Genomic DNA, 19,864 nt, shown 5'->3' on the forward strand with positions numbered 1-19,864 from the left:
ATATTTGAAATGGATTTTACAATTTTGTCAGTTTCCGGAAAGCCCGGACTTTATAAGCTTGTGTCAAGTTCAAAGATGAACCTTATCGTTGAAGCCTTGGACGAAACCCATCGCCGCCTGCCAATCTTCGCAAGCGACAGAGTGACAAGTCTTTCCGACATCGCCATGTATACAGTGGCTGAGGATGTTCCATTGATGAATATTCTCGATTCTGTGCTCCGCAAGGAGGACGGAAAGGTATGCTCGCTCGACTACAAGAAGTGTGGCAAGGACGAACTTCACGCTTATTTTGCCGAAATTCTTCCTGACTACGACCGCGACAGAGTTCACGACAGCGACATCAAGAAGCTTCTCCAGTGGTATAACATCCTGGTTTCCAACGGTGTGACGAATTTCGTTGACCCTGAGGAAAATGCAGAAGAGGCTACAGAAGCTGCTGAGAAGGCTGAGTAAACCAAAATATAGTCTACGATAACAAAGTCTACGACAATAATAGTCTACGGCAACAATATGCTTCGACCACATAGTCTTTTAACATATTAGTCCTCGACTATTAAAGTCAACGACCTGGATATTCATTGAAATTGAGATATGAAACGCTCTGAACGTTATGAAGCTGTCTTGAGACATTTTGCGGAAGTTTCTCCACACGTCACCACGGAACTGGAATTCGGCAGCGTCTTCCAACTGCTTGTGGCTACAGTCCTGAGCGCCCAATGCACAGACAAGAGGGTGAACCAGGTGACGCCGGAATTGTTCAGGCATTATCCTGATGCGGCGGCAATGGCAGAGGCAGATCCTGAAGATGTGCTTTCGTTTATCAGCAGCATTTCATATCCCAATTCCAAGGCAAAGCACCTCGTGGAACTCTCGGTGGCCATACAGGAGAAGTTTGGAGGGAAGGTCCCTTCGGCACTCGACGATCTCACCAGTCTGCCGGGTGTAGGGCGCAAGACCGCCAACGTGCTGCTTGCCGTTGCCTTTTCAAAGGCTGCAATGCCCGTCGACACCCATGTCTATCGTGTGAGCCACAGAATGGGGCTTGTGCCGAAATCTGCTGCCACTCCATTGGCGGTGGAGCGGTGTCTGACGAAAAACATCCCTGAAGCGTTGCTGGCCGACGCTCATCATTGGCTCTTGCTCCATGGCAGGTATGTCTGCACAAGCAGAAAGCCGCATTGCGAGAAATGTCCCTTTAAAGGGTTCTGCCCCAAAATCATGGATTTCAAGGGCTATTAGTCATCAGAGGCGGTCTGCTTGTTTGCTCGTCAATAACCGCAAGTTTGTTGCTTGGGTATAGGGCGTTTCTGCATTGTAAACCGGTGAAACGCCTGTTCATAACTTGTTGGTTTGAAGTTGTGTTTATATGGAAACTTCAATTGGTTATGCAATTGTCTAATATATTCAATTGCCTATATTTCAATTGCAAATAAACTCGATTGTCAAGATCTTCTTTGTGTTTCCAGAAATCCTCAACCTGTTGTCCAGGCGTTGGCCTATAAGCCATAGGATGTTGTTTCCGGCATCTGTCATGACAAGCTGTTTCTCTTTGTCGAAGAATGCCATTTTCCTGTCTGTCAGATAGTCGCTGACAAGCTTCTTTCCTGTCATTCCGAAGGGGATGAACCAGTCGCCCTGGGTCCAACGGCGTATTCTGAGAGGAAATTTCACTTTCGAAGCATCTGCGCTTATGGTAAACTGGCTTCGGCTTGGCGTGAATCCCTCTTCTGTGGTTTCCTCCTTGATTCTTACTTTCGTGGTCTCGTTGATAATGTATGTGCCGCTTTCGGGCAATATGAAAGGCTTCTCATTTCTGCTGTCCTTGTCTTCATTCCGTTCTATCACGAGAAAACCGCGGTCTGCAACGAGTCTGTGGGTGTCGGAAGAGAAGATGCTTCCGTTCTTCAGATTGTCCAGATTTGAGAATATGTCGTCTATGGTAGCCGATGAGAACGAGTGTCTTGAAAGGATGTGGTAGAGTGTGTATTCGGGAGACACCTGGCGCTTGAGCCTCTCTATATTGATGAATAGATAGTTGTCCTTTACTGCTGTAGAGTCCTCCGCAGCCTTTTCTATTGCGTGTTCAAACACCCTGTTGGCTTCTGTCACCCTTCTTGTAGTCTCAAACATCTTCTTGTCTGCCGAAGGGTTTATTCCCCTTATCAGAGGCATGACGTCGAGTCTGAGCATGTTTCTCTTCACGTCGTTCACGAGGTTTGAACTGTCTGTGATGTAAGTCTGCCCCCTTTCCTTCAGATAGTCTTCTATCTCGTTGCGGGAGACACAGAGCATGGGTCTTGTCACATGTCCGTTTTTGGCTGCTATTCCCGTCACGCCCTTTATTCCCGTACCTCTTATTATGTTGAGCAACATGGTTTCCACGCTGTCCTCCATGTGGTGGCCTACGCAGATGCCTGCCGCCCCCATGTCCTCTCTGAGCTGCTTGAAATAGCTGTAGCGCAGATTCCTTGCCGCCATCTCTATGCTTATCCCGTGGAGCGAGGCATACGACCGGGTGTCGTAATGGGTGATGTGGAGCATGACATTCTCTTTCTCGCAAAGCCTCTTGCAGAAATCTTCGTCCCGGTCAGACTCTTCTCCTCTGAGCCTGAAGTTGCAATGTACGGCCTCCACTCTGTATCCCAGATCTTTCAGACATAGCAATAGTGCCACGCTGTCGGCTCCTCCCGACAGCGCGACAAGGTATAGTCCGTCTGCCTCCATCAGCTTTTCTTCCTTTATGAATCTGCTGACGCTATTTAGAAAACTTTTCAAGATACGGTTGTCTTTTCTATATGTTATTCCACATGCTGCAATTAATCACATACAGCAATTAATCCACATGCAACATATTGTTCACCATGCAACTAATTATTCCACATACAACACGAGACCCTTGAGGTATTCTCCCTCCGGGTGGTAGATGTTGATAGGATGGTCAGCCGGCTGGTGCAGCTGATGCAGTATCCTCACGTTTCGTCCTGATATGGCAGCTGCAGTGAACACGGCATTCCTGAAATTGTCTTTCGTCACTACCTGTGAGCAGCTGAATGTGAACAGTATTCCGCCATGCTTGATACGCTCAAAAGCCTTTACGTTCAGTCGTGTATAGCCTTTCAGGGCATTGTGTAGGGCGGCTCTGTGTTTGGCAAAAGCCGGTGGGTCGAGCACTATGAGGTCGTAGAAATCCTCTGCGTTGTCAAGGAATTTGAATGCGTCCTCACAATAAGCCTGATGCCTCTCATCGCCAGGGAAGTTGAGTTCCACGTTGGCGTTGGTCAGGTCTATTGCCTTGGCGCTGCTGTCAACGGAGTGTACGAGGTTTGCTCCTCCTCTCATGGCATAGAAGGAGAAGCCTCCTGTGTAGCAGAACATGTTGAGCACGTTCTTCCCCTTTGCGTATTTCTCAAGCAGACTGCGGTTCTCTCTCTGGTCAACGAAGAATCCTGTCTTCTGTCCTTTCAGCCAGTCAACATGGAATTTCAGTCCGTTTTCCACTGCCGTATTGTCGGTACAGCCTCCGATGATGAAGCCGTTTTCCTGTCCGAGGTCTGCCTTGTAGGGTAGGGTGGTCTCGCTCTTGTAGAACACGTTCTCTATCCTTCCGTTCATCACCTTCACCAATGCTTCGGCAATGTCCGTTCTGTTGATGTGCATGCCAACGCTGTGGGCCTGCATCACGGCAGTCTTTCCGTAGCAGTCTATCACCAGTCCCGGCAGGCTGTCTCCCTCGCCATGAACAAGTCTGTAGGTGTTGTTCTCATAGTTGTCGGCAATTCCGATTGCCAGTCTCATCTTCAGAGCCTCTGAGAGGCGCTCTTCCCAGAAGTTCCTGTCGATGGATCGCTCCTCAAACGACAACACTCTCACGGCAATACTTCCTATCTGGTAGTGGCCTACGGCTATGAATTTATCTTCCGACGTGTACACGTTCACCGTGTCGCCGTCTTCTATACTTTCGTCCATCTTTGCTATGGCACCAGAGAAAACCCAAGGGTGGAAGCGTTTCAAGCTTTCTTCTTTCCCTCTTTTCAAATAAACAGACTTGTATTGAGTCATACTATAATCGAATTCTATATTATATTATTTTTATGTTAATCCCACAAACGGTCATCAGTCAGTTACTCCCACTGACTGTCATCATGCCGTTAATCCCACGAACGGTCATCATACCGTTGGTTTCACAAGCGGTCATTAAGCCGTAGGTGAAATACTTTATGCTTGCTTCTTTGCCATTGCCTCTACTGTCTCTTCTGCCGGCTTCACGATTCTCAGTTCGAAATCCTTGTTTCTCTCCAGCCTCATCAGCTCGTCGTATAGCTTTATGCATGCCCAGGCGTCTGTTGCGGCATACACCTTCTGCTTGTCCGTCAGTATGTCCGCCTCCCAGTTCGTGAGCCGTTGCGCCTTGCTGATTTTCAGTCCGAAGAAGTTGGCGTAAAGTTTCTGCAGACTCAGGTCCTCCACTCCGATTTCTCCCACATGCTTCTGCAGGTCGATGAAGTTGCCCGGCTTGAATTCAGCCCTTTTGTGCAGCGATATTATGTCGTCGTGTAGCGAGAGTCCGATTTTCGGAATGCTCTCGTCCTCAAGCAGTCTTATTATTGATTTTGTCATGCCTGTGTTGTTCAGTCTGAACAGAAAGCAAGTGTCGTTTGTCGCCACTTGCAGCAGGGCAACCTTGTATTGCTTCCCCTTTCTGAAAGCAGGTCTCGTTTCGGTGTCAATGCCGAGAATAGGCTGTGTGAGAAGGTATTCCACTGCTCTGTCTGCATCTCTTTCGGTTGTTATGACGAAGATGCGTCCCTCAAAAACAGCCCTTGGCATTTCTGTCACTGCGTGTTTGTCGATTTTGTTATATATTACTTTTTTCATTCTCAAATATCAATGGACTTGCAAAATTAGAAAAAAAATATGAGTTTTTGCGTATTTCTTGCAATTTTCGGTTACTTTTGCATGAACATAAGCGTGAAATGGTTTCGCGCACTCATTAAAACAATCAATCAAGCGTAATAATGGCAAAGAAAAAGAAAGCGCAAAAACAAAGTTTTGCAGAAGTCATGGGAGTACAGATGCTACAAAATGATATCTTCAATTTCATATTCGGTATCATTCTGTTTGTCTGTTCCGTATGGCTTGTCGTGGCATTCATATCCTATTTCGCCACAGCGTCCATCGACCAGAGCCTTGTCATGGATATGCGTCCCGGCGACTGGTTTAGCAAGAACAGCGCCTTCCATAATGCCTGTGGTCCATTGGGCGCTTTGTTGTCGGATTTCTTCATTTGCCAATGCTTCGGCTATTCTGCCTTCATGATACCCGTATTCCTGTGTATCGTGGGTCTGAAACTCGTCAAGGCATACAATCCCAATCTGATAAAGACATTCTTGTGCTTCAGCGTCATAATGCTCTGGACATCAATATTTGCCACCAAGTTCCTCACGCCTCTTATCGGTGGCGAGGTGTATAATCCAGGAGGCGGACATGGAGAGTACTGTTGCCAGTGGCTTGAGAATGTTGTCGGACTGCCGGGACTTATCGGCATCCTCGTCTTGGTGGCTATCCTTTTCCTCACATATCTCAGTTCGGAAACGGTGATGGTGGTAAGGAAAATATTAAACCCCGTAAGCATGATTCAGAACCGCGTCGGCTTCTATGTCACCAACGCCAAGGGCGAGGGCGGAGGTAACGCCGCTTCTGATATGAATGACTCTGCACAATCCTCTGCTGTCTCTGCGGCTGCCGGTTCAGAGGCTGCTGAAACAGGCAAATACAGGGAGACTCTGAAGCAGACGGTGGACTTCAGCGACTCTGGTTCGCCGGTTGTCAACATCGTGCCTAATGATGATGCTGAGGAGACAGAGACAACGCCTCTGAATAATCCTGCCACACCTATACCGAAATCGAAAGAAACTTCAGATCCGAGCTTCACGATACGTCCGGCAGAGGGAGATTCCAAGTCGTCAACATCAAGGACTGTGGCTCCTGCCGGGAATCCTCTCGACACGCCAATCAACCCTAAGGAGCCTTGGCTCAACTATAAATACCCTACTCTCGACCTGCTCAAGAAATACGATGATGACGACCAGCCATATATCGACATGAAGGAGCAGACGGCAAACAAGAACCGTATCGTAGAGGTGCTCAGCAGTTTCGGTGTGCAGATAAAGACAATCTCTGCAACGGTAGGCCCTACAATCACCCTCTATGAGATAACACCTGCAGAGGGAGTGAAGATCTCCAGAATCAGAAACCTTGAAGACGACATCGCCTTGAGCCTCAAGGCTATCGGTGTGCGTATCATAGCTCCTATTCCAGGCAAGGGAACCATCGGTATAGAGGTGCCGAATGCAAAGATGAACATCGTGTCGATGGAGAGCATCTTGAATTCGGAGAAATTCCAGAAGACCAGTTTTGAACTTCCTATCGCCCTGGGCAAGACCATCACAAATGAAGTGTTCATGGTAGACCTCGCCAAGATACCGCATCTGCTCGTGGCCGGTGCAACGGGTCAGGGTAAGTCTGTCGGACTCAATGCCATCATCACATCATTATTATATAAGAAACACCCTAATGAACTGAAGCTTGTGCTCATCGACCCCAAGAAGGTTGAGTTCAGCGTGTATTCTTCCATCGCCAACCATTTCATGGCTATGGTGCCTGATGATGACGAACCTATCATTACCGACGTGAAGAAGGTGGTGCGTACGCTCAACAGTCTCTGCAAGCTCATGGACACCCGCTACGACCTTTTGAAGATGGCTGGAGCACGCAACATCAAGGAGTATAACCGCAAATACCTGAACCATCAGCTCCGCCTTACCGACGGACACGAGTTCATGCCATATATCGTTGTAGTAATTGATGAGTTCGGCGACCTCATCATGCAGGTAGGCCGTGAGGTGGAGCTTCCTATAGCACGTATCGCCCAGCTCGCTCGAGCCGTAGGTATCCACATGGTAATCGCAACCCAGCGTCCTACCACTTCAATCATCACCGGTAACATCAAGGCGAACTTCCCTGGACGTATGGCCTTCAAGGTGAGCCAGATGATAGACTCGCGTACCATCCTCGACCGTCCTGGCGCCAACCAGCTTATCGGTAGGGGAGACATGCTCTTCCTCAGCGGCAACGAGCCTGTGCGTGTGCAATGTGCCTTCGTGGATACTCCTGAGGTGGAGAGGATAAACCAGTATATCAGTTCACAACCAGGTCCTGTAGAACCTCTCGAACTTCCGGAGCCGGCATCCGAAGAGGGGGCAGAAGTATCTGGTGGCGGATTAGACGGTCATGCTCTCGACCCGTTGTTTGAGGAGGCAGCCCACGCTATAGTGATTACCCAACAGGGTTCAACTTCTATGATACAACGCCGCTTCTCTATCGGATACAATCGTGCCGGACGCTTGATGGACCAGCTCGAGAAGGCAGGCATCGTAGGGGCTGCACAAGGCAGCAAGCCTCGTGAGGTGCTTCTTGCCGATGAAAACAGTCTGGAGAACCTGCTCGTCTCTCTCAGAGGCTGATTATCAAAATAGGACATATATGACGAATAGGACATATATGACGGATAGGACATATATGACGGATAGGACATATATGACGGATAGGACATATATGACGGATAGGACATATAATAACAGACAAATAAAATTCAACGATTCATGAAACGTTTATTGTTAATATTCTCTCTTGTCATGGTCTTCTGCCTTTCTTATGGCCAGAACGCCAAGGAAGCCCGTAAGATACTCGACAAGACAGCACAGACGCTCTACAGCAAGTCTGGAGCCAAAGCCAACTTCAGCGCCTCCGGCAAGTTGGGCAACGTGAGTGGCACAGTAGCCGTCAAGGGCAACAAGTTCTATGCCTACACCCCGGCATCCGTAGTATGGTATGACGGTCGCACTCAATGGACATACATGAAAAAGTCTCAGGAGGTGAACATCAGTACTCCAACCGAGGCTCAGCAGCAGTCAATGAATCCATACAAGTTCCTGTATATCTACAAGAACGGCTACAAACTCTCCGTGAAGAAGCTGGGCAATGGATGGCAGGTACACATGGATGCCGTGAACAAGGGCCGCACGATAAAGGAGATGTATGTCACCGTGAGCAAGAGCTATCAGCTCCAGACAGTCAAGATGCGTCAGTCAAGCGGATGGACCACTATCCGCGTGTCCAACTTCCGTAAGGTCAATCTCTCAGATTCCCATTTCCGGTTCAACAGCAAGGAATATCCCAATGCTGAAGTTATCGACCTGAGATAATCCCCAACGGTCATTATGCGGTTTAACGCCCACGGTAATTTTGCCGTTTAAAGACATTTCATCAAGAATATGAACAAATTCCAGGTTTACCGTACTCTGCGTCGTCATGTCAGACTCTCAGAACGTCGCAATGTGGCTTTCGAGACCAACAGCATAGCCAAGTTCTTCATGATTCTTGGCGGTGTGATGCTCGTCTTGTATATGATGTTCATAGCCGTCCTGTTGTCGCTTATAGCCAACGACTCCACCACTTTCACGGCTCCCCAGTTCTTCTTCTCCATACTGCCGTTTCTGCTTGCTGTAGACTTTCTGGCTCGCTTTTTCATGCAGCACACTCCGTCTCAGATGGTGAAGCCCTATCTGCTGCTGCCTTTGCGGCGTTACGACTGCGTAGACTGTTTCCTTCTGTCGAGCGTCTTTTCTTATGGCAATCTCCTGTGGCTGTCAGTCACTGTGCCATTCTCTCTGATGAGCGTATTGTTCGGCTATGGCCTTTTCCCCACATTGTTTCTTGTGTTGGGCTTCCATCTGTTCATCGTGTGCAACAGTTTGTTCTATATGCTCTGCCGCACACTTGTCATAGAGCGAGCCTGGCTCATCCTGCTGCCTCTTTTTGTCTATGCTCTGCTTTTTATTCCATGGCCTGTAGGTGGCATCACCAAGCTGTTGTCCGTATATTCCGGCATCGGAACCCTTGTGGCAGACTGCAACCCCCTTCTGTTCCTTCTTCTCTTTGGTCTTCTGCTTGTCCTGTTCATGGTCAACAGAACGGTACAATACCGTTGCATAAAATCCGAGACACAGGCAGAAAAAGAACTCAATCTGCGCTCCATCTCCTCATTCGATTTCTTCGACCGTTTCAATCAGACCGGCGAATATCTGAAACTCGAGCTCAAGATGGTGCTCCGCAACAAGAACATGCGCAAGACATTCCTTCTGCAAATCGTTTTCGTGGTGATATTGAGCCTTCTGAACTCATTCACCGATATCTACGACGATGACTTCTCCACCCAGTTCTGGAGCGTCTATCCCTTCATCCTCGTCGGTGTCAACCACGTGCGCATAATGAGCTACGAAGGCAATTTCATCGAATGCCTTATGGTAAGGAAAGAGAATATCCGCAGTCTGTTGGAAGCGAAATATTACTTCTATTCCGTCGTTCTCCTTCTTCCCCTCCTGCTCATGCTCCCTACGGTGTTCACGGGCAAATACAGCCTCCTGATGCTCGTCTCGATGATGATATTCACAGCCGGACCGTTGTTCTGTCTGTTGATGCAGCTTGCCGTTACCAACAAGCAGACGCTTCCTCTCAACACCAAGCTTACGAAGAAGAGCGGTCTTGAAACCAACTATATCCAGGTGGTCTATGAGGTTGTAGCCCTTTTCGCCCCCTCATTCATCCTCCCTATGCTCAAGATGTTTTTCAGCGACACGATGACTTATATAATCCTGATGGCTGTAGGTCTGGCATTCATCTTCACCCATAAATACTGGATAAACAATATATACGTGCGCATGATGAAGCGGAAGTATGCCAACCTTGAGGGCTTCATGACTTCCCGATAGTGTAGTTTTGATACTAGTGTAAACGTTTACGATAGAAAGCCGGCTGGAGCATAATCTCTTTGCCGGTTTTTTTCTTATTTTTGCCGATGCAAATCAGAAACACTCCACGAGGAACACAAGCGTCCTCGATGTCTGTCGGACTTCTTTATGAAAGGACGATAATTATATAGAATTAATCTACCGAACTAATCTTTAAATTAAAAAATGAAAAAAAGAATCATTGCGGTTTCACTGGCATTGATGTCATTGTGCCTTTCGGCAAATGCTGATGTCGTGCAAACCCTGACCATCAACGGTCAGAAGGTTGAGAAAACCGTCACCCAGCTCACTTTCAGTGGCGACAACGTAGTGTTGCATTTCGAAGGCTCTGAGGAGTCATACGCATTAGACGATGTCGTGTTGGATTTCAGCGACGTTTCATCAATCAACAGTATCAACACTTTCAGGCTCAACGGTCTTGTTGACGGTCGTCTCGACATCTCCGGTCTTGCTGCAGGCACTCCGGTTGCTGTCTTCGACATCTCCGGTAAGAAGATTGCTTCTCTCAGAGCAGGCGAGGAGACCACACAGGTCAATGTCGGGGATTTCCGTTCGGGAGTCTACATCCTGAAGGCTGGCACGCAGATCGTGAAATTTGTAAAACGCTAAAACCATCACTACGAAATGAAAAAGTTACAATCAATACTCACAGCATTCCTGTGTATGCTGTTCGTCAGTGCTTCAGCACAGACAAAGAGTGACCTGACCACTAATCAAGGCTCACTCACTCCATCCACAGGCAACAACGTGCCGCTCAACGTGAACAAGAACCAGATGCGCCTCACGCTCACTTCAAACGACGTGAAGTATTACAACACCGAGTCTATATCATCCGTAGACATCAATGGCGGCAACATCACCATCAATCCTCTCAGCGGTTCAGCATCCGACGTGTATTCGGGCAATGTCAGCCGCATAGCCTTTGCCAAGGCAAAAGAGGGTGGTGAGAGCGGCGACATCAACAATCCTGCCGGAGCCATCAACATCACGGAGTCTAAGGGCTGGCTTGAGAGCGCCTATGCCAAATGGGCACCATTCTCCGGAGCAGAATCCTACAATGTGTATTGCAACGACAAGCTCATCGACAAGCAGCTCGTACGCCTCTATCCGTCGTATGTGCGTGCCGACGTGCTCGGTCTTGCTGCCGGAACATATTCGCTGAAGGTAGTTGCCGTTGACGCCAACGGAAACGAGATAGCCAGCTCGGCAAGCTACGTAACAAACCTGAAAGTGAAGAACTACAGTCGTGAGGGCTTCGCTCAGTTCAAGAGCGGCGCTAACGGCGTTGGAGCCTACAATACCGACGGTACGCTGAAAGCCGGAGCCAAGGTGTTCTACGTTACTGCCAAGACAGCCAAGACAATCTCTACCGATGTTGCCGGAGCCGGCACCTGTACCGGTATCCAGGCAATCATCGACGGTTATCAGAAAGGTCAGGACAAGACACCTGTCGCTTTCCGTTTCATCGGACTGGTGAAGAAGTCTGACCTCGACAAGGTGTCAAGCTCTGAAGAGGGTCTTCAGATCAAGGGCAAGGGAGAATACAGCGAGATGAACCTCACATTCGAGGGCGTGGGCGACGATGCCACAGTACACAGCTTTGGATTCCTCTGCCGCAACGCTTCGAGCGTGGAGTTCCGCAATCTTGCCATCATGCGCTGCATGGACGACTGCATCTCTCTCGACACCAAGAACTCCAAGATCTGGATACACAACATGGACTTCTTCTATGGTCCTAACGGAGGCGGCGACCATGCCAAGGGCGACGGAACAGTAGACCTGAAGGGCGACTCACAGTATCTCACCATTTCATACAACCGCTTCTGGGATACCGGCAAGAGCTCTCTCTGCGGTATGACAAGCGAGAGCAAGCCAAACTATATCACATATCAGCACAACTGGTTCGACCATGCAGACTCCCGTTGTCCGCGTATCCGCACTATGAGCGTTCACGTATGGAACAACTATTTCGACGGAGTGGCAAAATACGGTATCGGAGCTACAAGCGGTTCGAGCGTCTTTGCCGAGAACAACTATTTCCGTTCTACCAACAAGCCGATGCTCATCTCCAAGCAGGGTTCCGACGTGAAGTACGATCCCAAGGGCACATTCTCAGGTGAGGATGGTGGAATCATAAAGTCTTTCGGTAACGTATTCGCCGAGAAGACCTCCAACTTCTCATTCGTCACCTATCAGCAGGACAACGTGAACTTCGACGCCTACGAGGCATCGTCACGCGACGAGCAGGTGCCTTCGTCAGTAAAGACACTCCAGGGTGCCACTTCATACGACAATTTCGACACCAACGCCTCTCTGATGTATTCATACAAGGCTGATGCTGCAGAGGATGTACCTGCTGTAGTCACAGGCTTCTATGGTGCAGGACGCATCAACCACGGCGACTTCTCATGGGATTTCACAGGCAAAGACCAGTCATACGAATACGACTCAGCTCTCGGTTCAGCCCTCGACAACTACAAGACCACACTCGTGAAGATCTATGGCGAGGGAGGCAACTCCTCAGAGACAGGCGGCACACAGCCCGGTGGCGGTTCTGAAGGCGGTTCCGGCTCCCAGCCCGGTGGCGGCAGCACTACCGTAGAGGGTACCGTGCTCTGCACCTTTGAGGGCAAGACACCATCAAGCTCACTCTTCACTGTTACTGGCAACTACTCCACATCAAAGGGTACTGCCACTATCGACGGCACTACCTACAACACCTGTGTGAAGATGGAATCAACCACATCAATCACTTTCACACTTGCTGAGAGCATGAAGGCCACTTTCTATTTCGCCGACACCGAGACTGCCTCGTTGAAGGTAGACGGCGAGAAGAAGACTGCAACCGTGAGCTACTATACAGAGACTCTCTCTGCCGGCGCCCACGAACTGACGAAGGCAGATTCACGCAATCTCTTCGGAATAAAGATTGAACCTCTGAAATAACCCCAAAAACCGATTTGGGTTGAAAAAAAAAGAAACGGAGTGTTGTATATTCGCATATTTCAACACTCCGTTTGTTTTTTTTCTTTGTTTATTTTATTCCCAATCACATGCTTCCATACATCTTCAGAATGTCCGGCGAAGGCATTACGGCGTTCACCTCTTTTATCCACTCTCTGCAGCTGTCCGTTTCGCTAATGCTGCTGAATGTCGCTTCCATGCCGGTCATTCCCCACATCCGCTCGAAAGGTTCCCATTTGGGGCTTATCTGCAGTAGGGTGGCGATAGAGTCAGCCAGCAGCGTCGCCTTCTTGGCGTCGGGGTCTGCGGGCTTCAGATCCTCTCCCAGATATCCATACGCCATGAGTATTCCCCACAACACCTGTGCTTCGGGAGTGTCAAGTGGCTGTGCCACGATGTTCTCGCTTTCGTTTTTCATATTTAGTCTTGTTCTAATTTCTTTCTCTTATAGATTTATTCCCCGACGCTCGTCTTATGGTATGCCCCAAAATCCTTGTCTTGCGGAATGCTCCAAAACGCTTGTCTTGCGGTATGCCACAAAACGTTCGTCAGCCGGTCCTGTCATTCTCAGAGCAGTCCCATTCCTTTCAGCTTGGCTTCTATTGCAGCCACTCCTCCTTCCACGTTGCTCTCTATGTTGAGAGGCATTACGGGGTCGTGCAGCGACATACGCAAGAGCCACCAGCCCTTTTCCCCGTCGTCAGTGCAGCTCACTCTCAGTCCCTCGTAGTTGGGTTCCACGATAGTCCATCCAGCCATTCCTGCGACTTTCGCCTTCATGTCTTCCAATACTTCCGTTCCCTGCGCCTTGAAGTCGGGTTCCGTCAGCTTTATCCTTATCTCCTTGCTCTCCTTCGGCTGCTTGAGAGAGGCAATCATCTCGTCCAGACGCTTGCCCTGCCTGTATAGCTTAGCCGCATTTACGATGAGCTTTGCTGCCAGATAAGCTCCGTCGTCCAGGAAATGGTTCTCTCTCAGTGCTGCGTGTCCAGATGTCTCTATTGCAAGCCAGCATTCCTCACCGGTCTGGTTGAGCCTTATCCCCTCGTTTATCACGTTCTTGTATCCTCTGCGGAAGCGGTGGTGCCTGCCTCCCAGTCGGGTGATGAATTCAGCCAGTCCGTCACTCGTCACTGAGTCTGTCACTATCGTGCTCCCCGGGTGCTCCTCGAGTATCACCGATGCTATGAGCGCTATGAGCGCGTTTCGGTTTATGGGCTCCCCCTTGTGTCCGATGATAGCCGAACGGTCCACGTCGGTATCGAATATCACTCCCATGTCAGCCTTGCTCTCTTCCACAGCCTTGCATACCGAAGCCATAGCCTCTGCGTTCTCCGGGTTCGGTATGTGGTTAGGGAAGTGTCCGTCCGGCTCCAGAAACTGGCTTCCCTCGGTCTTGGCTCCCAATGATTTGAGTATCTTCTCGAAGAATCCTCCGTTTCCGTTTCCTGCGTCCACAATGATGTGCATTCCCTTCAGCGGTTGAGAGAATTCGTCGGCGTTCACTCCCTGGCAGATATAGTCGGCGATATGCTTTGAGTATATGGTCATGAAGTCGAGCGTCTTGCAGCTGCCTTCAGCTCCGTCGTATGCATATTCTCCGCTTTCGGCTATGTCGAGAATCGATGTTATGTCTTTCTTGTCGAGACCTCCCTTGGGTGTGAAGAATTTCAGTCCGTTGCGGTTGAACGGCAGATGGCTTGCCGTCACCATCACTGCAGCAGTGGCTTTCAGTTGCTCGCTGATGGTGGTCATAAACATAGCCGGCGTTGACGCCAGCCCGCAGTCCACCACGTTTGCTCCCGCCTCTTTGGCTCCCTTCACGAAGGCTCCTTTAATCATGTCACCTGAAATGCGGCAGTCCATTCCCACGGTGATTGTGGGTGTGTTTGTGCCTGTGGTTTTTCTGGTCCAGCAAACGAAGGATCTGGCGATAGTCTCCACCGCCTCTTCCGTGAGGTTCACGTGCTCTCCTTCAATACCTTCGAGAGCCACTCCTCTTATGTCCGAACCATTCTGTAGTTTTTTCCAATTCATAGTCGTGTAATTTGTGAATACCTATTATATATATGTTTTGAATAGTTGTGCTTATATTGTCTTATGTCGTTCATGATTGTTTGGAAACATCGTTGCGTATATGTTTTCAATGGTCATTGCCCGTACTGTCATGGGCTGCGGATTCATGTGGCCGCAATCATGGATTCATCTGCCCGGATGGGCTTTTGTTCTGGCATAGGTAGTAATTCGTGTGCAAAGATACGATTTTTTGTCAAGATTGCCAATCATGCGGTGGCTTTTAATTCATAGAACCCTTTCTAACCTTAAACCCATCCTAACCTTCCCCATAGGATGGGTTCCAATACAAAGGCGTGCTGCCTTTTCCTGCGCTCAGGAAACATAGGCAGCACGCCGGTCATTTGCTCTCCGCTGAGAGACTGTGCTTTTCATGGTAAAGATACAGAATAAAAACAATTGAGATGCACTATGAAGTTTTTGTGTTATTATTCCTTCGGAGGGGTGACGGGCTGCTTCTTCTTCGCTTCCACCACGGTGGCGCGTCTGAGACTGGTCTCCAGGTCTTTCATCTGCAGCGAACCGGTGGCGCGCGCCCTGAGCTTCAGTCCGTCGATGTTTGCAGCAACGGTGAACTCCTCTTCTTTCACAGCTCCGCCTCTGGTGTTCTTGATGCCGATGCTGAAGATGGCGAGGTCGGGGAGTTTCACGCTTCGTCCTTCGAGGAGCAGCTCCTTGATACACGACACCATGTCGGTGATGATCCCCTTTATGGCACCTGCCGAATATGGAGTGTTGTGAGCCGCCATGTGTTCAGCGAGCTTGTCGATGTCAACGGTGCTCTCTTTCACCGGGAAGGCATACCATTTGCCGAAGGAGTGACTGCCTTCCACGTTGTTCTTTTTCAGGATGTACTTGATCATAACTGTTTTACGTTAAAGGGTTAAAGTATAGGTTTCTGATGAGGAGATTCGCCAAGCCTTGACAATCGCTCTTCAAAAAGCTTCCGGCAAGTTGTGCTCAACTGCTTCTCTCATCATTCACATTGCAAAGATACCACATCTGCCGTTGGCGGTCGTGGGTTAGTATACGTTGGCGTGGGATAAGTGATTATTTCTGTCTTTTCTCACGGTTCGCCCAGGTGTCTCAGGATGGTTTCCACCTGTCTGGGGGTGAAACATTTTGCCGTGCGCACATAGTGCTGGCTCTTGAGCTCCTCGCTCAGAGGCCCGCATCTCCTTATCCATGCCATGAGATGGTTTACGGCGGTGTGTGGCTGCGAGTCAGGGAAATATAGCATTGCCAGTTCTGACTTGCCGTATGTTCGTATCGCCATCCTCTGGGGTTCTGGCTGCGGGTTTCGTCTGCTGTTGTTGTTCATATATAAATAGGTGTTTTATGGTCAGACAATCAGTTGCTTTCATTCTCTGTTCCGCCGCTTTGCGCCTCCGTTTCGCCGCTTTTAGATGCGTCATCGTTGCCGGCAGCCGCCTTGCGGTAGTGGCCGTAGCGTGTGGGAATGATGATGCCGTAGGCATTGCAGAAGAGGTTGATCAGACGGTAGGCGGATGCCCGCGATATGTTTTGTTCTTGGGCGATGGCGATATAATCACTTGCTTTGAACTCCTTGTCGTCAGGCAGCTTGTTGTAAATTTTGATTTCCTCCGGCGTCAGCTTTATGCCCTTGTCTGCAAACGGGTTTTCCGTTTCTTTTGCGAGCCTTGTGTATACACGTGCCGTGTGGTTGGCGAGCGTCTCCACTATGGTCATGGCTGTGGCAAAGTCGCGGTCGTCGCATACCATTGCGCTCTCTTCGGGCTGGAAGATGCCTCCCAGGTCGGTCATCGTGGCGAGGCGGCGCAGCGTGGAGAGCACCATGGCATAGCGGAATCCGCCGAGGGCGAGACGGTAAACGAAGGCTTTGTATTCGGAGCCCAGCATCTCGTATTGGTCTTTGAGCATCTCCTGAAACGAGGCGAGGAAGCTCTCCTGCTGGTTGGAGCTCATCACAAACTGTACGGGTCTGCCTTTTCTCTCCTCCAGGGCGTGGTATAGCTTGAGCAGACTTTCGCCCATCTTTAGGTATTCCTCGTCGAGGGGACGGGTGTTGCGTGCGAACACGTTGTTGAAGCGCGGCTCCTCTTCCGGAAACTGATAGAAGAAGAATCGGCTGCCCAGTCCGTTCTCCCAGTTGGGGAATAGCGGCTGCAGCTGTCCGGGTGTGCATGTGAGCATCACGGAGAGCCGCGGAGAGTCCACGTCGATGTGGAGCTTCTCGCTCACTCGGTTCATGCTTATCGTTTCGTGGTGGAACGCCTTGCGCATGAGGTCGGAGTAGTTGCCATAGTCTGATGATATCATTGCCGACACGGTGTCTGCCTCGGTCTCAAACATGAGTCCCCATCCTCCGTTGGCGTCGATGGCGCGGTATACCGCCGAGGATGAACTGTTGCCCGGCACAAATGGCGTTCGGAACACGGGTTCTACGGGCGGCTCTCCGCGGTCGCCCTTGTCCTTCTGCTTCCGTTTCGCCTCGTATGCCGCCATCAGCCTTTCGTATTCCATTTTCTTTCCCTCATACTCCCGTCGCATCTCGTCTTTCAGCGGTTTGGCGAGCTGTCGGCAGAAGTTCAAGTCGCCTTTCGACGAACCGGCATTGGCAAAGAGAATGTTGTATAACGGAGCATACACCTTCCTGCCGTCGTATAGTCCGTAAACTCCCGAGGGCATGTCCGGCGTTCCGCTTGCCGCTCCGATTAGGCCCGAAACGATGTTCAGCGTTCCAATTATCATCTTGTCGCGGCTCACCACGTCGTCGTGTAGCTGCATGATTCTATTGAGTATGGGAGGAAGGTCTGCCGTATCCAACTTGTCGGAGAATGTATAGCCGTTGGAAAAGTTTTTACAAGAAAGTCCCAAAAGTCCCAAAGTACCAAAGTTCCAATGGTGTATGATACTTTTGTCTAAGTTGTTATATATCAATATATTATCTTTTTTATTACATTTTATATTGTTCTTATGGTACTTTGGTACTTTGGTACTTTTGGTACTTTTGGTACTTTCTTCCTCTCTTTTCCCTCTTTCCCTTGCCATCTCCTTGAGGTCTACATTAGCCAGATCTCTTGCCATCTGGAAGAAGGTGGCGATAGTGATTCCTCCCTTGTGGCCTTTCATGCAGTTGTCGTAGAGTCGGTTGCATTCCCGAGTGTCGTAGTCGGCGTTCATCTGCGAGAGTCGGTCGAAAATCTGTCTGCCAGCCTCTCCGAGTCCGTCTGAAAGTGCGAAGGCGAGTCTCAGCCAGTTGTCGTAGCCCTGTGTGATGTCGCGTCCCGAGGCTGCCACTCTGTCAGCCACTTCTGCCACCCTTGCGAGAGTGTCGTCGGGAGTGGTGTAGTGGGTGTCGTGGGGTGTGGCGTTGAGGTTGTCGCAGTGTGTGGCGTTGAGGTTGTCGCAGTGTGTGGCGTTGAGGTTGTCGCAGTGTGTGGCGTTGAGGGCATTGTCATGTGTGGCGTTGCTGCCGTTTGCGGTTCTCTTGTTGTCCGGCTTGTTGTTGCCGTTGTGTTCCAGATATTCTGCTGGATTGAAAATTGTATGTTTCATAATTTGTTGTTTTGTTTGATTTTTTAAACTCTATAGTCAGCACTCAATGCTATCTGTCCCTCCCCTGTAGGATAAAACCCATCCTAACCTTCCCAAAGGGCAACCCATCCTAGCCTTCCCAAAGGGAAGGAACTGGTTACTCTGTATCTGAACTTCAGACAATCACTTCAGCCCCCTCTCGTTCTCAAACCCATCCTAACCTTCCCAAAGGGAAGGAACAGGTTACTTTGCCAATGAACATCAGCCCCCTCTCGTTCTCCCCCGTAGGGGAGATGCAGGTTACTCCGGTTCTGTCAAAGACTGGGGGATGCAGGTTACTCCGGATCTGATAAGCCATTGACAATCAACCAGTCAAGTGTATCTGTCCCTCCCCTTCGGGGGAGGTTAGGTGGGGGCTGATGGTGATTTGCAGGAGTAATCTCTATCTTCTCACATAGCATCCCGGGTCGTGTGGCAGGAAGCAGGCGCGCGACACGTCGCGGCATGCCTTGTCGGCATCGATGCCATACCTGTCGAGCAGATACTGGCGTGTGGCGTCGAACCACAGTTCGTGGGGATACAGCTCCGTGTTGATGCTCACCACCCATTTCAGTCCGTCGCCCGATGGCGACACGAAACAGAGTTCGGTGAGAAACTGCTCGTCGTCGATGAGCCTCTTGCGCAAGTCGTCGAGCTGAAGGTGGTTGCCCACATGGTCGATGTCGATGCAGAGCAGTCCGGAGTGGCTGATGAGCCCGTCGCGCGACCTGTATCTGAAGATGCCCGAGAAGGTGCAGAAGGCGAAGCCCCGCTTCTTGAAGAGCTTCCGTTCCTTCTCGTCGTGTATGTCGCGCAGACGGTATGTCGCCGTCAGTGCGTCCATATCGGTTGTGATATACTCGTATGCCTTCCCGATGCTGAAAGTGCTCCAGGGCTTCACCTGCATGGCAGGAGCCAGGAAGAAAGAAAACAGCCCCTCTTGTCGTTTTGTCAAGCTGTCGGGACTCAGGTTTCCGTTGTGTGTCATGATGTCAGTAGCCGTGCTCGCCTCGCTCTCATCCTTCATCCTGTTGAGTGGCAGCCGGTGTCGGTCAGTCCCGAGCCGCCGTGAAGGAGGGGGTCAGACACTATTGTCTCGCCCCGGCGGTGGGATGGCATTGCAAAGGTAGCGATAGGCGGCAGAAGGATGAAATTCTGCATAGTGTTCCTCTCGGAGCCGGAATCGTGTCAGCAGGCAGGGTGGGGATGTCGGTTTCCGGTGGGGGAGTGGGAATATCGTGTCGGCAGGATTATGGCAGCCGGAATATCGTGATGCATCATTCACGATCAATGATTGTGTTGGCGCGTGGGATTCATGATTCGTGATTCATGGTGGTTGAATTGTGATGGCGTGTGGTGAATTCGTGATCCGTGATCAGTGTCGGTGGTCGGTCTTGCCG

The 19,864-nt window shown here is 50.0% G+C and carries 17 protein-coding genes; 8 read left to right on the forward strand and 9 right to left on the reverse strand.

Annotated elements, in window-relative coordinates:
• Window positions 1–9 precede the first annotated feature (9 nt).
• Both ST42_RS03455 and nth read left to right on the forward strand, forming a co-directional pair.
• A complete protein-coding gene (locus ST42_RS03455) occupies window positions 10–453 on the forward strand; it encodes a DUF5606 family protein (RefSeq protein ID WP_042517531.1) in 444 nt (147 codons plus the stop codon).
• 138 nt (window positions 454–591) lie between these two features.
• Window positions 592–1,239, forward strand: a complete 648-nt coding sequence (gene nth, locus ST42_RS03460) for an endonuclease III (RefSeq protein WP_022316356.1) — start codon at window positions 592–594, stop codon at window positions 1,237–1,239.
• A gap of 180 nt (window positions 1,240–1,419) precedes the next feature.
• Here the strand turns inward: nth and tilS are convergent, their stop codons facing one another.
• The 3 genes from tilS to ST42_RS03475 form a co-directional block, all read right to left on the reverse strand.
• The gene (tilS, locus tag ST42_RS03465; protein WP_044072321.1) at window positions 1,420–2,775 is read right to left on the reverse strand and encodes a tRNA lysidine(34) synthetase TilS; all 1,356 of its coding nucleotides are present in this window, start codon (window positions 2,773–2,775) and stop codon (window positions 1,420–1,422) included.
• A 96-nt stretch (window positions 2,776–2,871) separates the two neighbouring features.
• Window positions 2,872–4,059 carry a class I SAM-dependent rRNA methyltransferase gene (locus tag ST42_RS03470; protein WP_044072324.1) on the reverse strand — a complete coding sequence of 396 codons (1,188 nt, stop codon included), beginning with the start codon at window positions 4,057–4,059 and terminating at the stop codon, window positions 2,872–2,874.
• 156 nt (window positions 4,060–4,215) lie between these two features.
• Window positions 4,216–4,875 (reverse strand): 3'-5' exonuclease, encoded by a 660-nt coding sequence (locus tag ST42_RS03475; RefSeq protein ID WP_044072327.1) that lies wholly within the window; start codon window positions 4,873–4,875, stop codon window positions 4,216–4,218.
• A 140-nt stretch (window positions 4,876–5,015) separates the two neighbouring features.
• On the opposite strand from ST42_RS03475, the gene ST42_RS03480 reads away from it, so the two are divergent.
• From ST42_RS03480 to ST42_RS03500, 5 genes are all read left to right on the forward strand, one after another.
• A complete protein-coding gene (locus ST42_RS03480) occupies window positions 5,016–7,523 on the forward strand; it encodes an FtsK/SpoIIIE family DNA translocase (protein WP_044072328.1) in 2,508 nt (835 codons plus the stop codon).
• Between the two features lie 138 nt (window positions 7,524–7,661).
• Window positions 7,662–8,264 carry a LolA-like putative outer membrane lipoprotein chaperone gene (locus ST42_RS03485; RefSeq protein ID WP_022316362.1) on the forward strand — a complete coding sequence of 201 codons (603 nt, stop codon included), beginning with the start codon at window positions 7,662–7,664 and terminating at the stop codon, window positions 8,262–8,264.
• Between the two features lie 69 nt (window positions 8,265–8,333).
• A complete protein-coding gene (locus tag ST42_RS03490; RefSeq protein ID WP_044072330.1) occupies window positions 8,334–9,830 on the forward strand; it encodes a DUF5687 family protein in 1,497 nt (498 codons plus the stop codon).
• Window positions 9,831–10,034: 204 nt separating this feature from the next.
• Window positions 10,035–10,478 (forward strand): T9SS type A sorting domain-containing protein, encoded by a 444-nt coding sequence (locus ST42_RS03495; RefSeq protein WP_044072332.1) that lies wholly within the window; start codon window positions 10,035–10,037, stop codon window positions 10,476–10,478.
• A gap of 15 nt (window positions 10,479–10,493) precedes the next feature.
• Complete coding sequence (locus ST42_RS03500; RefSeq protein WP_044072334.1) at window positions 10,494–12,815, forward strand: pectate lyase family protein; 2,322 nt, start codon at window positions 10,494–10,496, stop codon at window positions 12,813–12,815.
• Window positions 12,816–12,918: 103 nt separating this feature from the next.
• On the opposite strand, the gene ST42_RS03505 is transcribed toward ST42_RS03500, so the two are convergent.
• From ST42_RS03505 to ST42_RS03535, 6 genes are all read right to left on the reverse strand, one after another.
• Window positions 12,919–13,251 (reverse strand): hypothetical protein, encoded by a 333-nt coding sequence (locus ST42_RS03505; RefSeq protein ID WP_044072335.1) that lies wholly within the window; start codon window positions 13,249–13,251, stop codon window positions 12,919–12,921.
• Window positions 13,252–13,400: 149 nt separating this feature from the next.
• Entirely contained in the window at window positions 13,401–14,870 is a 1,470-nt protein-coding gene (locus tag ST42_RS03510; RefSeq protein ID WP_044072337.1) for a phosphohexomutase domain-containing protein, read from the reverse strand.
• A gap of 464 nt (window positions 14,871–15,334) precedes the next feature.
• Window positions 15,335–15,769 carry an HU family DNA-binding protein gene (locus tag ST42_RS03515; RefSeq protein ID WP_022315702.1) on the reverse strand — a complete coding sequence of 145 codons (435 nt, stop codon included), beginning with the start codon at window positions 15,767–15,769 and terminating at the stop codon, window positions 15,335–15,337.
• A gap of 203 nt (window positions 15,770–15,972) precedes the next feature.
• Window positions 15,973–16,227, reverse strand: coding sequence for a DUF4248 domain-containing protein (locus tag ST42_RS03520; RefSeq protein WP_394365283.1), 255 nt, complete (start codon window positions 16,225–16,227; stop codon window positions 15,973–15,975).
• Between the two features lie 29 nt (window positions 16,228–16,256).
• Window positions 16,257–18,446 (reverse strand): DUF3987 domain-containing protein, encoded by a 2,190-nt coding sequence (locus ST42_RS03525; protein WP_052488213.1) that lies wholly within the window; start codon window positions 18,444–18,446, stop codon window positions 16,257–16,259.
• 421 nt (window positions 18,447–18,867) lie between these two features.
• Window positions 18,868–19,491 carry a BT4734/BF3469 family protein gene (locus ST42_RS03535; protein WP_052488215.1) on the reverse strand — a complete coding sequence of 208 codons (624 nt, stop codon included), beginning with the start codon at window positions 19,489–19,491 and terminating at the stop codon, window positions 18,868–18,870.
• A gap of 120 nt (window positions 19,492–19,611) precedes the next feature.
• On the opposite strand from ST42_RS03535, the gene ST42_RS14425 reads away from it, so the two are divergent.
• Window positions 19,612–19,737: a hypothetical protein gene (locus ST42_RS14425; RefSeq protein WP_262503194.1), complete on the forward strand. Its 126-nt coding sequence runs from the start codon at window positions 19,612–19,614 to the stop codon at window positions 19,735–19,737.
• The last annotated feature ends 127 nt before the right edge of the window (window positions 19,738–19,864 follow it).

Origin of the sequence: Prevotella pectinovora (assembly GCF_000834015.1) — a bacterium.
In the GTDB taxonomy this organism is placed as follows: Bacteria; Bacteroidota; Bacteroidia; order Bacteroidales; family Bacteroidaceae; genus Prevotella; species Prevotella pectinovora.

What these genes read in the sequence shown, in the direction of transcription:
- ST42_RS03475 (WP_044072327.1), bottom strand. Translation starts at nt 4,875, where the DNA reads ATGAAAAAAGTAATATATAACAAAATCGACAAACACGCAGTGACAGAA.
- ST42_RS03490 (WP_044072330.1), top strand. Translation starts at nt 8,334, where the DNA reads ATGAACAAATTCCAGGTTTACCGTACTCTGCGTCGTCATGTCAGACTC.
- ST42_RS03535 (WP_052488215.1), bottom strand. Translation starts at nt 19,491, where the DNA reads ATGAAGGATGAGAGCGAGGCGAGCACGGCTACTGACATCATGACACAC.
- nth (WP_022316356.1), top strand. Translation starts at nt 592, where the DNA reads ATGAAACGCTCTGAACGTTATGAAGCTGTCTTGAGACATTTTGCGGAA.
- ST42_RS03455 (WP_042517531.1), top strand. Translation starts at nt 10, where the DNA reads ATGGATTTTACAATTTTGTCAGTTTCCGGAAAGCCCGGACTTTATAAG.
- ST42_RS03470 (WP_044072324.1), bottom strand. Translation starts at nt 4,059, where the DNA reads ATGACTCAATACAAGTCTGTTTATTTGAAAAGAGGGAAAGAAGAAAGC.
- ST42_RS03525 (WP_052488213.1), bottom strand. Translation starts at nt 18,446, where the DNA reads ATGAAACATACAATTTTCAATCCAGCAGAATATCTGGAACACAACGGC.
- ST42_RS03495 (WP_044072332.1), top strand. Translation starts at nt 10,035, where the DNA reads ATGAAAAAAAGAATCATTGCGGTTTCACTGGCATTGATGTCATTGTGC.
- ST42_RS03520 (WP_394365283.1), bottom strand. Translation starts at nt 16,227, where the DNA reads ATGAACAACAACAGCAGACGAAACCCGCAGCCAGAACCCCAGAGGATG.
- ST42_RS03515 (WP_022315702.1), bottom strand. Translation starts at nt 15,769, where the DNA reads ATGATCAAGTACATCCTGAAAAAGAACAACGTGGAAGGCAGTCACTCC.
- ST42_RS03510 (WP_044072337.1), bottom strand. Translation starts at nt 14,870, where the DNA reads ATGAATTGGAAAAAACTACAGAATGGTTCGGACATAAGAGGAGTGGCT.
- ST42_RS03505 (WP_044072335.1), bottom strand. Translation starts at nt 13,251, where the DNA reads ATGAAAAACGAAAGCGAGAACATCGTGGCACAGCCACTTGACACTCCC.
- ST42_RS03500 (WP_044072334.1), top strand. Translation starts at nt 10,494, where the DNA reads ATGAAAAAGTTACAATCAATACTCACAGCATTCCTGTGTATGCTGTTC.
- ST42_RS14425 (WP_262503194.1), top strand. Translation starts at nt 19,612, where the DNA reads ATGAAATTCTGCATAGTGTTCCTCTCGGAGCCGGAATCGTGTCAGCAG.
- ST42_RS03485 (WP_022316362.1), top strand. Translation starts at nt 7,662, where the DNA reads ATGAAACGTTTATTGTTAATATTCTCTCTTGTCATGGTCTTCTGCCTT.
- ST42_RS03480 (WP_044072328.1), top strand. Translation starts at nt 5,016, where the DNA reads ATGGCAAAGAAAAAGAAAGCGCAAAAACAAAGTTTTGCAGAAGTCATG.